The sequence below is a fragment of the Bacillus sp. FSL R5-0560 genome (assembly GCF_037966305.1).
Classification (GTDB): Bacteria; Bacillota; Bacilli; order Bacillales; family Bacillaceae; genus Bacillus; species Bacillus mojavensis.
The window spans coordinates 1,554,112-1,569,240 of the sequence record NZ_CP150195.1; the positions used below are offsets into that span (position 1 = coordinate 1,554,112).

The following is a 15,129-nucleotide window of genomic DNA, read 5'->3' on the forward strand; positions in this document are numbered from 1 at the left end:
TATTATTTTCCGATGAATTGCTGTGTCCAGTAGCTGCCTGATTCAACATAACCCACACCGATGTGTGTAAAGTTAGGGTTAAGAATGTTTTTTCTGTGGCCCTCACTGTTCATCCAAGCTTTTACTACTTCTTCAGGTGTTTTTTGTCCTTTAGCAATGTTTTCACCAGCTGTTTTGTAGCTGATTCCGAAAGATTTCATCATATCAAACGGTGAGCCGTAAGTTGGGCTTTGGTGATCAAAATAGTTTTTGTCTTTCATATCCTGTGATTTTGCACGTGCAGATTTGCTTAATGTTTCATCAATTTGGAGCGGTTTTAAACCTTGTTTTTGTCTTTCTGCATTTGTCAGCTCAACAACTTTTTTCTCATATGCACTTACAGATGAAGGTGCAGCTGTTGTTGTATTATTGCTGGTTTTTTCAGCAGTAGCCGGTGCTTTAGCAGCAGTGCTTTGATCAGCGGCTTTTTCAGGAGCCTTTTGAGCTGGCTTTACAGCTTCCGGTTTTTGAACATCCTGAATCTTCATGTTGGATTGTTTCGCATGCTTTTGAAGAAGCTGCTCAAGCTCTTTTTCATTCGCCGCGTTTAGTGTTTTTATATTTGTTTTAATATGTAGCTTTTTCACTACATCCTTAAGTGTAAGGTTTTGCACTGTGTTCCCCGTTTTGACCGTTACCACAGGCTGGCAGGAGAGTTCTTTCGCTGATGCTTGCTGTACGCCTCCGAATGTGAATAATCCAACCGCAGCGGCAGCAGATAAAATAAATGCTTTTTTCATTAGTTCGTAACCTCCTAGAGTTGTTTGTTTTCTACAAAAAAATCATAACATAGCTTTTTTGTCATAAAGAATCCATCACTTTCCTTTGACAAATGATGATTGTCATTTTTGTAATCAAAACGCGCTGAACTGCTGATGACAAGCGAGTCATGTGTATGTAGTGACTTTATCTCACAGTTACATAGCTTCCTATTTTTTGAATCGTTAGTTATATTTTAATGTATTTCATTATTGACAACTTTTTTTATCCCTTTTCGCTGTAACAACTATTACAAAGGTGTTACAATTAAAAACAGTATATGTAAATATATTGAATGATTTGAGAGGGGTAACCAGAAGTGACTGAAATAGGACGTGAACCAAAGAAAAAGCGAAAAGGAAGCAGAGCAATCAGAATGAATCTGTATTTCTTAGCGGTCTTTGTTCTATTTACTGCATTAATCTTTAAGCTTGGCGTTGTTCAAATTGTCGAAGGCGAACAGCATGAAGAAAACGCTGAGAAAGCTAATGCGAAAACAGCGTATTATCCAGCGCCTCGGGGAAAGATGTATGACAGAAACGAGAAAGTGGCTGTTGATAACCAGAGCGTTCCGGAAATTGTGTATGTCTCAACATCAAGCACAAAAACAAAGGACAAAATCAAAACAGCTAAACGGCTTGCCGCTTTGATCGATATTGATACCGAATTTTTAAAGGATAGAGATTTACGTGATTACTGGCTCGCTTCTCATCCGAAAAAAGCCGCCCGCCTGTTAAAGGAATCTGAAAGCAATCTGAAGGGGACACAGGCTTACAAGCTTCAAGTGGAACGCGTCCCGGCTGAAGAATTGAAGGCCATCCAGCGGGATGACGGAGAAATGCAAACCGCGGCCATATACACAAGATTTTCAAGCGGGAATGCGTATGAACCTCAGATTGTAAAAGCGATGGACCCGAATAACAGCAATGGCAACGGCAAGAATGGATCATTGCTTGATGAAAAGAAAAACTCCTCGCAAAGACCGAAAAATGATTTAACATATGATGAAATTTCTATTGTGTCTGAGCATTTAGAAGAGCTGCCGGGGATAGATGTCGTAAACGATTGGACACGAAAATACCCTTATGACAAAACACTTTATTCCGTTTTTGGAGGTGTCACAACACCTGATCAAGGGCTGCTCAGCGACCGGAAAGACTTTTATGTTACGAGAGGCTATGCGAGCAATGACAGAGTCGGCAAAAGTTATTTGGAGTATCAATATGAGGACTATTTAAATTCTCATAAAGAAAAAGTGGAATACGTGGAAGACAATAAAGGAAATGTCGTCAGCCAGAAAACAATCGACAAAGGCAGCCGGGGCTATGATCTTCGTCTTTCATTTGACATGGAGCTGCAGGCAAAGGTAGAAAAGATTGTGGAAGAAGAAGTGAGAAATAGCCGCGCACGCGGAAACTATATGCTTGACCGGGCCTTTGTTGTGATGATGGATCCGAATAACGGCGATATTTTGTCGATGGCAGGAAAAAAGATAGATTTAGAAACAAATAAGATTCAAGATTATGCGATCGGTGCTTTTACAACCCAATATGAAATGGGATCAGCAGTAAAGGGTGCAACCGTTCTCGCGGGCTATCAGGATGGGATTCCGCATTATAAATATTTCCATGATGCGCCGATGTATTTAGGAACGAACCTCATAAAAAAATCTTACACAAATATGGGAACCATCAATGAATTAACGGCTTTGCAAAAAAGCTCAAACGTTTATATGTTTAATGTTGCTATGCATATTGCTGGGGTAACGTATAAGCCGCATGGACCGCTTCCTGCTGATCAGAAGGATCTGCTCAAAATGAGAAATTACTACAGCCAGTTTGGCCTTGGAGTCAAGACTGGTGTTGACCTGCCGCAGGAATCTGCAGGAATGCAAACGACACCTGATGTTGTAGGGGGCTTAATTTTAGACTTGGCAATTGGTCAATATGATACATATACACCGCTTCAGATGGCGCAGTACATTTCGGCAATCGCAAATGGCGGATACCGCATACAGCCTAGAATCGTCACAAGTATCCATAAACCCAGCAGTGAAGAGGAGCTTGGAAAAACAATTGAGCAAAGAAAGCCCAACATCCTGAATAAAATCAATAATACGGAAAGTGATATTCAGCAAGTAAAAACTGGAATGAAATTAGTTACAACTTCGGGGACCGCTAAAAATACTTTTACAGAAGACGTGTCTGGAAAAACGGGAACAGCGGAAACATTTTACTATGGCACAAATCAAAATTGGTGGGGAAAAAGCCCATACAATCTAACATTTGTCGGCTATTACCCATCGAAAAATCCAAAAGTTGCATTTAGTGTGGTTGTACCTTCAGTAGCAAACGATCACGATCCGATCAATAAGTTAATCGCCAAAAGAGCCATACACGCTTACGCAGAGCTCGAAAAGAAAAATAGCGAAAAATAAAAAACAGGGTGCACATCTGACAGATTGTGTGCCCTTTCTTTTCCTCAAAAATTAGAGATCACTATAAGAATAGAAGGAGAATACTCATTTTCTAGCGAATCATACTAGGTAAAAGTCAATCTGTAAATGTCGAACATGATGATCATGCAAAGGAGGGATTCTGTGGAACAGGATACGCAGTATGTTAAGCCATTTCAAACGAAAACCGATATTCATGCAGTCTTGGCTTCTAATGGACGCATCATTTATATATCAGCCAACTCCAAACTGTATCTGGGTTATCTCCAGGGAGAAATGATCGGATCATTCCTCAAGACATTTCTGCATGAGGAAGACCAATTTTTAGTTGAAAGCTATTTTTATAATGAACATCATCTGATGCCGTGTACCTTTCGTTTCATTAAAAAAGATCATACGATTGTATGGGTGGAGGCTGCAGTAGAAATTGTGACGACGAGAGCTGAGCGGACGGAACGGGAAATCATTTTGAAAATGAAGATTCTCGAAGAAGAGTCCGGGCATCAGCCTCTTACCTGCGAAAAACATGAAATTGAGCCTGCGAACCCGGAATCAACTACATATATAACGGATGATTATGAGCGGCTAGTTGAAAATCTTCCAAGCCCGCTATGCATCAGTGTCAGCGGCAAAATCGTCTATGTGAACAGCGCGATGCTTTCTATGCTGGGAGCAAAGAGCAAGGATGCTGTTATTGGCAAATGGTCCTATGAATTTATTGAGGAAGAGTATCATGATATCGTGAAAAACAGAATTATAAGAATGCAAAAAGGAATGGAAGTCGGAATGATTGAACAGACGTGGAAAAGGCTTGATGGCACACCTGTTCATTTAGAAGTGAAAGCGTCCCCGACCGTCTACAAAAACCAGCAGGCTGAACTGCTTCTGCTAATCGATATCTCTTCAAGGAAAAAATTCCAAACCATCCTGCAAAAAAGCCGTGAACGATATCAGCTGCTGATTCAAAATTCAATCGATACTATTGCTGTGATTCATAATGGGAAATGGGTGTTTATGAATGAGTCGGGAATTTCGCTGTTTGAAGCGGCTACCTATGAGGATTTAATCGGCAAAAATATATACGATCAGCTTCACCCTTGCGATCATGAGGACGTGAAAGAGAGAATCCAAAACATTGCCGAGCAAAAAACAGAATCGGAAATCGTTAAGCAATCATGGTTTACCTTTCAAAACAGGGTCATCTACACGGAGATGGTCTGCATTCCGACGACCTTTTTCGGTGAAGCAGCTGTCCAAGTCATTCTGCGTGATATTTCTGAGAGAAAACAAACAGAGGAACTCATGCTTAAATCAGAAAAGTTATCTATCGCAGGACAGCTCGCAGCGGGAATCGCGCATGAGATCCGCAATCCGCTGACAGCGATCAAAGGATTTTTACAGCTGATGAAACCGACGATGGAAGGAAATGAACATTATTTTGATATTGTATTCTCTGAGCTCAGCCGAATTGAATTAATACTCAGTGAACTGCTGATGCTGGCGAAGCCCCAGCAGAATGCGGTTAAAAAGCATTTGAACTTGAAAAAACTAATTGGTGAAGTCTCGGCGCTGCTGGAAACTCAGGCGAATTTGAACGGGATTTTCATCAGAACCCGTTATGAGAAAGACAGCATTTATATAAACGGGGACCAAAATCAGCTAAAGCAAGTATTCATTAATTTAATAAAAAATGCTGTAGAATCCATGCCTGACGGAGGCACTGTAGACATTATCGTAACAGAAGATGAGCATTCTGTTCATGTTACCGTCAAGGACGAAGGGGAGGGCATACCTGAAAAGGTGCTCAACCGTATTGGAGAACCATTTTTAACGACAAAAGAAAAGGGAACGGGACTCGGGCTGATGGTAACATTCAATATCATTGAGAATCATCAAGGCGTTATCCATGTAGACAGTCAGCCGGATAAAGGCACAGCGTTTAAGATCTCATTTCCAAAAAAATAAAACAACGGCTTAAACGCCGTTGTTTATATCGTCTGCATCGATTCCCTTTTCTTTAGTACAAATAATTCTAAACGATCTAATCCTTCTCTTAATGTGTCCAGCGAGTATGCAAAAGACAGCCGTACATATCCTTCACCAAACGCTGAGAACGAGCTGCCGGGCACAAGCGCCACACCAGCATCCTCCAAAAGAGCCATACTAAAATCAAACGAAGACATTCCAAAGGATTTAATAGAAGGAAAGATATAAAATGCGCCAGACGGTTTTACGACATCAAGCCCCATAGACACGAGGCGGTCATACACATAATCGAGCCGTTTTTTGTACTGCTCTCTCATGATCAGGGCGTCGTCAAATCCGTTAGTGACAGCTTCAAGCGCTGCCTTTTGAGAAATAGAGGACGCACATGACACATTGTATTGATGAACCTTTAAAATGTGTTTTGCTATTTCTTTAGGAGCGAATAAAAATCCGATTCTCCATCCCGTCATGCTGTGGGATTTTGACAAGCCGTTAATAACAATCGTTTGATCCCGCAAATGTGTTGCGATCGAATGGTGCGGTCTGTCATATGTTAATTCGCTGTATATTTCGTCTGACAATACGAAGACATTTCTGCCTTTTAATAGAGCCGCGATGCTTTTCAGCTCTTCTTCAGATAACGTGACACCGGTAGGATTTGACGGATAAGGAAGCACGACACACTTGGTATTGGGAGTCAGAGCTTCTTCAATCAGCCGGGCTGTGAGCTTAAAACCGTGGGACGTCGTGTCAACAATGACAGGTTTAGCACCGCACAAATTGATAATAGGTTCATAACCCGGGTATATCGGACCGGGCATAATGACTTCATCGCCGGGAGACAAAATGGTGCGGAATGCTGCATCAATGGCTTGGCTTGCTCCTGTTGTGATCATTATTTCACTTTCAGCTTCATAGTTGAAATCCGCTTTTTTCTTCATATAAAGCTGAACAGCTTGTCTCAATTCCAGGTAACCGGCATTTGGAGTGTATGATGTAACGTTGTCATCAATGGCTTTTTTTGCGGCAGCTTTTACGTGATGCGGCGTGAAAAAATCAGGCTGGCCGATCGTAAGTGAAATGACATTTTCGTGTTGAGATACAAGATTTGCGAATTTGCGTATTCCTGAAATTTCAATCTCTCTGGCTTTCGGATTCAGCAAATGTTCCATAATTCATCACCTTAATATATATAATGAGTTTATCCTATTTTACCACTAGCTGGCCATTTGTCACCTTTTTAACCGATACATTTCGATTGTATGCGCCTATTTTCTAAACATACCTTCCTTCTCAGAAAAAAAGAAGACAACCAGCGATTTGATTGTCTTTATTGTATCATGTTCTATTATTGTTTATATGTGCCAATTTCATCAATAACCATAGTCAAAATGAAGGTCTTCGTGCCAAATCATGTACGGGGGATGCTCTTGTTGAAGATCAGCAGATTCTTTCTTCATATGAAGATAAGTCTCTTCACTGATATCCTCTAAAACAGTCATTTCATCTTCTTTAAATATTACTAAAGTACCCATTATTTACACCCTTCTTTGGAAAAATCCTTGACTATTTTATCACTGTCAGTCGGAATGTCAATGGACATTAGGAAAAAAGTTTCTTTTTTTGAGATTGTCAGCATAACTATGGCCAGAATAGGATTTTGAAGAGCCTCACCATTCATTTTTTATAATTTGCGCCGATATATACAGTACAATACTGAATGCGAATAGCGAGGGATTGAATTGTCGTTACAACAATACGAAATTTTATTGGATTCTGGTACAAATGAATTAGAAATTGTGAAGTTTGGCGTTGGTGGCAATGCTTTCGGCATTAACGTCATGAAAGTGAGAGAGATTATTCAGCCTGTCGAGGTCACATCAGTGCCTCACTCCCACCAGCATGTAGAAGGAATGATTAAACTAAGAGGAGAAATTCTCCCAGTCATCAGCTTGTTTTCCTTTTTTGGGGTTGAGCCTGAGGGATCAAAAGACGAGAAGTATATCGTAACTGAATTTAACCAGCGAAAAATTGTTTTCCATGTCGGATCTGTTTCTCAAATTCACAGGGTTTCCTGGGAAGCGATTGAAAAGCCAACTTCCTTAAATCAAGGAATGGAGCGCCACCTCACAGGGATTATCAAACTGGAAGACATGATGATCTTTTTGCCTGATTATGAAAAAATCATCTATGATATCGAATCAGACTCAGGTGTTGATACGTATAATATGCATACCGAGGGCTTCGATGAAAGAAGAGCTGATAAAAAACTTATCATTGTGGAGGATTCACCGCTTCTGATGCGCCTCTTAAAGGATGAATTAACAGAAGCCGGATACAACAATATTACAGCGTTTGAGAATGGAAAAGACGCATATGACTATATCATGAACCTTGCTGAAAGCGGCAATGATTTAACAGAACAGATCGATATGATCATCAGTGACATTGAAATGCCGAAAATGGACGGGCACAGGCTGACAAAGCTGCTTAAAGACAATCCGAAGAGTTCTGATGTGCCGATTATGATTTTCTCATCATTAATTACAGATGATTTGCGTCACCGGGGAGAAGTGGTCGGTGCCGATGAGCAAATCAGCAAGCCGGAAATCGGCGATCTGATTAAAAAAGTAGATACGTATGTGATCGATTAATAAAAAGACGGATGCCATAAGTGGGTACTGACCCCATAAGATGAGACAAATAAAAAACACCTTCAAGTTTGAAAACGGATTGTTGTTGTCCGAAATAAGACTGGAGGTGTTTTTTGTATGGGAACAAGCCGTATTCAAACGAAACTAAACAGCCAATCACCGATAAGCTATCGGCAATTGGCTGGATAAAAGGTGTTTTGATCCCTGTCTCAAAAACGGGGGTCAGTCCCCCAGTGGCAGCGGCTTTTTTTATTAAAAATAACTCTCGCCGAGTTTCTTAAAGACAGGCTTATGATATGCAGGCTGCTGGCGATTCGCCACAAGCGGCTTTTCTTTCATGCCGACGTATTGTTGCAATAGGTGTTTTGCTTTTGTTAAAGACATTTGAGCTTTAGGATTTCGGTACGACTGATTAAGTGTACCTAAATGCGGAAGATGTTCGAAGTCTTCTTTAGTTGGAGGCATGTGAAAATAGTAGTCTCCGATTGAGATAAGCACGTCCGATTGCTGCTGGCTGAACCTTGGATTTTTTGAAAAATGAAGCCCTATTTTCTTTCCTTTACCTTCTTTGACAAGCTTTTGCAAAGCCCGTTTTTTCAGCAGATATAGGTATTTAGGGTTGGGGGCGGTTTTTGCATGGCGGTTCACAGTGTAAACTGCTTTTGAAAGATTATCTACGGTTGGCTGCAGATCTTTCGAGTATGCATGGTCGTCCATTATTTCTCTCCTTTGCTCTAATCAAATACTTTATGATTAGATTATACTTTTTTAAGGTTGAAATGCAAATATTGAATGCAAAAATGCGCTTTTTCTGAGGAAAAAAGCGCATTTTTAACTGATATTATACAGATTTTGCTTTCTTTTTCGGCTGAGCTTGAAATGTTTCCTGTACATTCACTTCCACAGCCTGCGCACTGTATTTTGGCAGTGCCACAAAATAGAAAATGAAAACAGCCAGGATGAAAACGCCCATGCCGTAATACAGATAATCGATGTTTGATACGAACTTAGGGAATAACAGCGCCACTAAGCCGAGTGTCAAAGACTGCGCAAACATCATAAAAGGATCTTGCCAGCCGCTTACACGTCCCATCAGCTTCGGATGGACAATCTTAGGCATCCATCCCCCGATGGCGATGTTTACCGGACCGATGCACATCCCCAGTACAAAAGTAGTCGCGTAGTACACCCATAAAACTTTGGTGTAGCCAAGGACAAAAATCAGCAAGCCTGCAATTAAAATCGGCACCGACATTAAAAAGTGAGGCTTTACTTTTCTAGAGATTAACGTGCCGATCACACTTCCTGCCAACAGCCCAAACCCGATCGCGATCGTAAATACGGATGTATGCCACTCATAACGGTCGGGGGCCAGTCCATACTTCATTGTAAACATCGGCAATACAGCAAATCCTCCGTTCACAAAACCAAAAACAAAGAAACCAAAAATCAGAGAGGCCAGCAGCTTGTTTTTTAAAATGTAGACAATGCCTTCCTTAAAATCGTTTATCGAATCCTTTAAGGAAGCTTGTCTCCAGTTAAATGTACCGTTCGGCTGTCTGGCTTCTTTCGGAATCCGGCAGGTACGGATCAGCAGGCCGGAAATAATAAAGCTGATAAAATCAAGAATAATCGCTCCATGAATTCCGATTGTGTTATACATAAAAGCACCGATTCCAACCCCAAATACCATAAAGATACTAAAAAGCATCTGATTAAGCCCGGCCGCTTTCGCATAATGCTCCTTCGGCAGGATGGCTTGTACTAAACTGTTTTCTGCAGGAAAGAAAAACTTGGTTACAGCGCTTCTGACAAACAAAATACAGAAAACAAGAGGAATATTGCCGGTAAATAAAGTGAAAAAAAGAACGACAGTCAGGGCGGCTCTGATCCAATCACAGTTTTCCGCGACTTTTTTTCTGTCAAACCGGTCCGCCACAACTCCCACAAGTAAAAACACAAATACTGTAGGAAGCGAATACATCAGTTCAGCCAAGGTTGTGTACGAAGGCTGGCTGCTGAAGCGGTCCAGCAAGAAAAAAGCAAATGCCATGTTGCCTACTGTCGTGCCCATTTGAGAAGCGAGTGCTGCGAAAAAAAGACGAACAAAATTACGATTTTTAAATATATCCATAAAAACGCTCCTTACCCTAAAGGTCCCACTTTATCATATTATAAACCGCCTGTTTTTGAAACAAATAAGAAAACATTACCGGTTAATCATGACTCTTGTTCCGTTTGGCACAATGGAAGCGAGTTCTAGAACATCTTTGTTATGCATGCGGATACAGCCTTTAGACACAGCCTTGCCAATCGAAGCGGGATTATTCGTGCCGTGTATTCCATAGTGCTGCCTTGAAAGGCTCAGCCAATAAGCGCCAAATGGGCCGCCGGGATTGCGTTGGCGGTTAATAATATAGAACTCGCCAGTCGGAGTTTGTGTCAGGATTTTACCGACGGCGATCGGATATGTTTTTATTACCCGATTATTTTGGTACAAAGTAAGGGTTTTAGCCCCAATTGAGACTGCAATATGATAGGGGATCGTATTCGGGTCCGGGAGACCGGGGATGACAATGCGCTGTCCGGCGATAGCTCCTGATTGCAGCGAAGGGTTGGCCTGAGTTAAAGCAGCGGTGCTGATTCTGAAATCGGCCGCGATGCTGGTGAGTGTATCGCCTTGTTTAATCTGGTACGTGAGCAGTTTCCTCATCCTCCCTTTTTTATTTATAAGTATTGATGAGGAACCCATTCTGCTACATTAATTTGTGCTTTTTAATGTAAAGACTGTGATCTCAGGTTTAGCCAGAAATCGCAAAGGCAGTCTCGTCATCCCAAGGCCGCGGTTCACATAAATATGAGTGTCATCTGTTTGATACATTCCTTCGGTATAGACTTTTCCGTACGGAGGCGTAATAAGCGGTCCGTAGAAGGGCAGCTGAATTTGCCCGCCGTGTGTGTGTCCGGATAGCTGCAGATTGACAGGATATGTTTTTGTATTCAAGGCGGCATCAGGCTCATGGACGAGCAGGATGGAAAAAAGCTTCTCGCTTAGTTTCGATAGGGTGCCTTCATAATCGGGTTTCCCGAGCATTAAATCATCGAGCGCAGCAATCTCAATTTCGCTGCCGTCTGTGAGCGTCAATTTTTGATAGGCGTTGCGGAACACCGTAAAACCTCCTGAAGTCATCAAGCTTTTATAAGCATCGGTTCCATAGCCGCCGTGATCATGATTGCCGTAAACACAAAACTTTCCGAAGGGTGCCTGCAGCTTTCTCAAGAAAGGAATCACTGCCTGATAATTGTGGTACGTATCAGGGTTATCGATAATATCACCGGTAAAAACAATTAAATCAGGCTTAGATTCATTGATTGTCAGAATGACAGTTTTGAAGTCATCCAGCGTAAAATAATCGCTTAAATGTGTATCACTGAACTGCACAATTTTAAAACCGTCAAATCCATGGGGAATGAGAGAGTTTTTAATCGTGTGTTTAGTAGTCTCAATCATATGCGGTTCCAGATAGCGGGCATAGCCATATCCGCCGCCAGCCGTTAAAACCCCGGCCGCAAAAACGCCGAACGTTCCTTTTAAAAATTGTCTTCTGGACATCTTTTTCATTTCAAACCAACCTTTAATAGAGTTTTTCTATTATATCACCTGTACCTTTAAAAAATCTCATCTCAGCATGTGCTGACAGAAGATGGTGTATGATGATAGAATAATATTGAATGAATGATCATTCATAATAGGAGGGATCATACAATGGAAAAAAAGGTTGTTATTATTACTGGCGGGTCAAGCGGCATGGGAAAAGCAATGGCAAAGAAACAGGCCGAATTGGGCTGGAACGTCATGATAACAGGGCGGAACCAGGAAGCGCTTGAAGAAACAAAAAAAGAAATTGAAACCTTTGAGGGCCAAGTTGCCTGCTTTCAAATGGATGTCCGTTCTGATTCTTCTGCAGCACAAATGGTTGCAGAAGCGCTAAATCGGTTTGGGCGTCTTGATGGACTTATTAATAATGCAGCCGGCAATTTTATTTGTCCGGCGGAAAAGCTCACGCCCAATGGATGGAAAGCGGTAATTGAAATTGTATTAAATGGTACATTTTTTTGCAGTCAGGCCGCAGCCAGGCACTGGATTGAGCATCAGCAGAAGGGTGTTATTTTAAATATGGCCGCCACTTATGCGTGGGGAGCGGGTGCGGGAGTTGCTCATTCCGCTGCGGCAAAAGCTGGCGTATTATCGCTCACTAGAACTCTTGCCGTAGAGTGGGGCAGGCAATACGGAATCCGTTCAAATGCGATTGCACCCGGTCCAATTGAACGAACAGGCGGTGCAGAGAAGCTTTTTGAATCAGAAAAAGCGATGTCCCGAACGATAAACAGTGTACCGCTCGGCCGGCTTGGCACACCCGAGGAAATTGCCGCTTTGGCAGCGTTTATGCTTTCTGATGAAGCTTCCTATATGAATGGAGAATGTGTCACTCTGGATGGGGGGCAATGGCTGAATCCCTATCCGTTTTAATTTTACAATAATATTTATCAGTAAATATTGAAATTATTAAGTGAAATTTTTATGTTTAAAAGTTTAACCTCCAAAATTAACCTTCTTCCTATCCCATTAAACCTATTAAGATAACACATAAAAAACTCTAAGTGTTTAAGAGGATTTGGTGTCATACGTAAGCCACCTAATATATGAAAGTTATATTTCAAAAGGGGAGGCGAAGTATGAAGAACTTAGATTAAAACATTCATATAATTACTTCGTTAACTAAAAAGAGGAAATATAGGAATGAATTAATTATGGTTATATTATTATGGAAAGAAGGTTAAATAATGGACGAAATGGTATTGTTAACTCAGGAATGGCTCAATGAAACGTACAAGGGGAAAAGTGGCTATAATCCCATTGAGGAAAATGGGAAAACTGGCTGGGAAACAATGTATGCATTAACTAGAGCGTTACAACTAGAATTGGGAATTATACAGACTTCCGACAGTTTTGGTCCTACAACTTTGAGAAAGCTTGAAGAATTAGGCCCAATTTCTATGTCATCTAATTCAAAAAAAAATATTGTGAAAATTATTCAAGGTGCCCTTTATTGTAAAGGTTATGGTCCAGGTGGATTAACGGGTACATTTGGACAGGGAACGAAAGGCGCGATAGCAGAAATGCAAATGAATATGGGTCTTTCTAAAGCAGATGGTGTAGTAACGCCTAAAGTGTTTAAGGCTTTATTGAACATGGACTCTTATATCCTTTTAAGTGGAGCATCAGAGAAAGTTCGTTCAATACAGCAATGGCTAAATAATAAATTTAACCATAGAGAGAATTTCTATTTAATGCCCTGTGATGGTCAGTATTCAAGGGATACTCAAAAGTCTCTTGTATATGCAATACAGTACGAGGAAGGATTAGGTGATAGTATAGCTAATGGGAATTTTGGACCAACTACACAAAGATTGATTCCTGTATTGGGAATTGGATCCACGGATGAAAGAAATAGTTTTGTTCATTTATTTCAAGCTGCTCTAATTTTTAATGGGTACAATGTTCCTTTTGATGGAGTATACTCTGAATCCGTAAAATCAAAAGTAATGGATTTTCAATCTTTTGTAAAATTGCAACAGAGTGGTATCGCTGACTTTCAAACATGGTCTTCGCTTCTAGTAAGTACTGGCGACCCCAATCGAAAAGGAGTTGCTTGTGACTCAATTACTCAAATTACATCGGACAGAGCGGAGTCCCTTAAGAGAGCAGGTTATAAGATTGTAGGGCGATATCTCACAAATGCGCCGGGGAGTACTCTAAATAAAAAAATACAACCAGGTGAATTAGAAACAATCTTAAAAGCAGGTTTAAATGTTTTTCCGATTTATCAAACCTATGGGGGAGAAGCAATTTATTTTAATAAAGAACAAGGAAAAAAAGATACGCTTGCAGCTTATAAGGCAGCAAAAGAATATGGGTTTAAAAATAACACTGTAATATATTTTGCAGTAGATTATGATGCTTATGGTAACGATTTAAACAACAATATTATTCCACACTTCGAAGGTATTAATGAAATAATGAATGGTTTTTTAGGTTCGACTTACAAAATTGGCATTTATGCACCTAGAAATGTATGTACTTCAGTTTCTAAAAAAGGTTTAGCATTTGCAAGTTTTGTAAGTGGTATGTCTACCGGTTTTAGTGGAAACTTAGGATATCCCCTGCCTTACAATTGGGCGTTTGACCAAATTTCAACAATTACTGTTGGAAGTGGTTCTGGAATGATACAAATTGATAATGATATTTGTTCAGGTTTGGATATTGGAGTTAATACTATAAATGAAGTCTCTTCAGAGAATAAAAAGTTTTTTGACCAAATTGATGTTTTATACGAAACAGCTGAAAAATATGCCCAAATGCAAAGTGATTTAAATAACGGAGTAGAAAAAACACAATTAGCTAATGAGTTGGTTGCCCAGTATTTAAGAAAGGATAACTATAAAGGGTGGAAGTGGGTGCCTACTGCAGGCCAGATTGATCCTATTTATCGCGAATGGGCTGATAAAGCGCTAGGGGAAGATTTAGTAAATGGAATTGTTGATCCTAAATCGAAAACTGTCATAGGAACACAGCATCTTATGGCAACTTATAATGCCATTATTTATAGTGGTGGTTACTCTCAAACTTTACGAGATTTTGCTGGTTGGACTGGAGATCTATTAACAACAATACAGGACATGAAATTACATGCTCAAGAATTTAATTCGCCTTATGATGCGGCTACAAAGATAATAGGTAATATGTATCAATTTAGCTTAGATGATTTATTTAGTGATGTAGATGCAATTAATCTGGCGAATAAGACATCAGTTGGTGCTAATGCTCAACCTCTGAATATCGTAATCAGAGATTACTATAGTAATAATGAGTTTATGAATAGGTTCACTCAATTTGTAAATAATAGATTTGATGGTTCATTAGACAAAATTTTCTCTGAGGCAGAGTATTATTTAAATACAAATCTTGATCCAGTTGTTGTTCCGATTAGGTTAGCCTTTAAAAAAGCTTTTGATGTTGAGGATTATAGTGAAGAGATTGGAAAAATAACAGCACAAGCATTTAGAGATGTTATTAAGAAAAAAATGAGATCTGAATAAACTGCAAAACAAGCGAACGTTAATGCTGGTCGTTCGCTTGTTTTATTTTCTATTCAAATTTATGATATAATTTTT

Annotated in this window: 12 protein-coding genes and 1 pseudogene; 6 read left to right on the plus strand and 7 right to left on the minus strand. The window is 40.3% G+C overall.

The window, feature by feature from the left end:
* Positions 1-2 precede the first annotated feature (2 nt).
* Positions 3-779 (minus strand): CAP domain-containing protein, encoded by a 777-nt coding sequence (locus tag NST56_RS08070; protein ID WP_029441230.1) that lies wholly within the window; start codon positions 777-779, stop codon positions 3-5.
* 338 nt (positions 780-1,117) lie between these two features.
* Here NST56_RS08070 and NST56_RS08075 point away from each other — a divergent pair, with 338 nt between their 5' ends.
* On the plus strand, positions 1,118-3,235 hold the full coding sequence (locus NST56_RS08075; protein WP_339181238.1) for a penicillin-binding protein 2: 2,118 nt from the start codon (positions 1,118-1,120) through the stop codon (positions 3,233-3,235).
* 162 nt (positions 3,236-3,397) lie between these two features.
* Positions 3,398-5,218 carry a sporulation histidine kinase KinA gene (gene kinA / locus NST56_RS08080; RefSeq protein ID WP_168747635.1) on the plus strand — a complete coding sequence of 607 codons (1,821 nt, stop codon included), beginning with the start codon at positions 3,398-3,400 and terminating at the stop codon, positions 5,216-5,218.
* 23 nt (positions 5,219-5,241) lie between these two features.
* Here the strand turns inward: kinA and NST56_RS08085 are convergent, their stop codons facing one another.
* Both NST56_RS08085 and NST56_RS08090 read right to left on the minus strand, forming a co-directional pair.
* Positions 5,242-6,411 carry an aminotransferase A gene (locus tag NST56_RS08085; RefSeq protein ID WP_010334041.1) on the minus strand — a complete coding sequence of 390 codons (1,170 nt, stop codon included), beginning with the start codon at positions 6,409-6,411 and terminating at the stop codon, positions 5,242-5,244.
* A gap of 201 nt (positions 6,412-6,612) precedes the next feature.
* Complete coding sequence (locus NST56_RS08090) at positions 6,613-6,774, minus strand: hypothetical protein (RefSeq protein ID WP_229148095.1); 162 nt, start codon at positions 6,772-6,774, stop codon at positions 6,613-6,615.
* Between the two features lie 207 nt (positions 6,775-6,981).
* Here NST56_RS08090 and cheV point away from each other — a divergent pair, with 207 nt between their 5' ends.
* Positions 6,982-7,893, plus strand: coding sequence for a chemotaxis protein CheV (cheV, locus tag NST56_RS08095; RefSeq protein WP_168747638.1), 912 nt, complete (start codon positions 6,982-6,984; stop codon positions 7,891-7,893).
* 252 nt (positions 7,894-8,145) lie between these two features.
* On the opposite strand, the gene NST56_RS08100 is transcribed toward cheV, so the two are convergent.
* From NST56_RS08100 to NST56_RS08115, 4 genes are all read right to left on the minus strand, one after another.
* Positions 8,146-8,610 carry a YkyB family protein gene (locus NST56_RS08100; RefSeq protein ID WP_168747640.1) on the minus strand — a complete coding sequence of 155 codons (465 nt, stop codon included), beginning with the start codon at positions 8,608-8,610 and terminating at the stop codon, positions 8,146-8,148.
* 124 nt (positions 8,611-8,734) lie between these two features.
* Positions 8,735-10,027: an MFS transporter gene (locus tag NST56_RS08105; protein WP_010334045.1), complete on the minus strand. Its 1,293-nt coding sequence runs from the start codon at positions 10,025-10,027 to the stop codon at positions 8,735-8,737.
* A 75-nt stretch (positions 10,028-10,102) separates the two neighbouring features.
* Entirely contained in the window at positions 10,103-10,597 is a 495-nt protein-coding gene (locus NST56_RS08110; RefSeq protein ID WP_339182128.1) for a L,D-transpeptidase family protein, read from the minus strand.
* A gap of 57 nt (positions 10,598-10,654) precedes the next feature.
* Positions 10,655-11,515 (minus strand): metallophosphoesterase, encoded by an 861-nt coding sequence (locus NST56_RS08115; protein ID WP_339181245.1) that lies wholly within the window; start codon positions 11,513-11,515, stop codon positions 10,655-10,657.
* Between the two features lie 144 nt (positions 11,516-11,659).
* On the opposite strand from NST56_RS08115, the gene fadH reads away from it, so the two are divergent.
* From fadH to NST56_RS08130, 3 genes and pseudogenes are all read left to right on the plus strand, one after another.
* Entirely contained in the window at positions 11,660-12,424 is a 765-nt protein-coding gene (gene fadH / locus NST56_RS08120) for a 2,4-dienoyl-CoA reductase (protein ID WP_339181248.1), read from the plus strand.
* Between the two features lie 314 nt (positions 12,425-12,738).
* Positions 12,739-14,457: pseudogene (locus NST56_RS08125) on the plus strand (glycoside hydrolase domain-containing protein); the annotation flags it as partial.
* 78 nt (positions 14,458-14,535) lie between these two features.
* Positions 14,536-15,054: a hypothetical protein gene (locus NST56_RS08130; RefSeq protein WP_227492946.1), complete on the plus strand. Its 519-nt coding sequence runs from the start codon at positions 14,536-14,538 to the stop codon at positions 15,052-15,054.
* Positions 15,055-15,129: the final 75 nt, after the last annotated feature.

Bases quoted from the DNA above. Each gene is read 5' to 3' on its own strand.
- fadH (WP_339181248.1), top strand. From the start codon at position 11,660: ATGGAAAAAAAGGTTGTTATTATTACTGGCGGGTCAAGCGGCATGGGA.
- NST56_RS08100 (WP_168747640.1), bottom strand. From the start codon at position 8,610: ATGGACGACCATGCATACTCGAAAGATCTGCAGCCAACCGTAGATAAT.
- NST56_RS08105 (WP_010334045.1), bottom strand. From the start codon at position 10,027: ATGGATATATTTAAAAATCGTAATTTTGTTCGTCTTTTTTTCGCAGCA.
- NST56_RS08115 (WP_339181245.1), bottom strand. From the start codon at position 11,515: ATGAAAAAGATGTCCAGAAGACAATTTTTAAAAGGAACGTTCGGCGTT.
- NST56_RS08070 (WP_029441230.1), bottom strand. From the start codon at position 779: ATGAAAAAAGCATTTATTTTATCTGCTGCCGCTGCGGTTGGATTATTC.
- NST56_RS08090 (WP_229148095.1), bottom strand. From the start codon at position 6,774: ATGGGTACTTTAGTAATATTTAAAGAAGATGAAATGACTGTTTTAGAG.
- NST56_RS08085 (WP_010334041.1), bottom strand. From the start codon at position 6,411: ATGGAACATTTGCTGAATCCGAAAGCCAGAGAGATTGAAATTTCAGGA.
- NST56_RS08130 (WP_227492946.1), top strand. From the start codon at position 14,536: ATGGCAACTTATAATGCCATTATTTATAGTGGTGGTTACTCTCAAACT.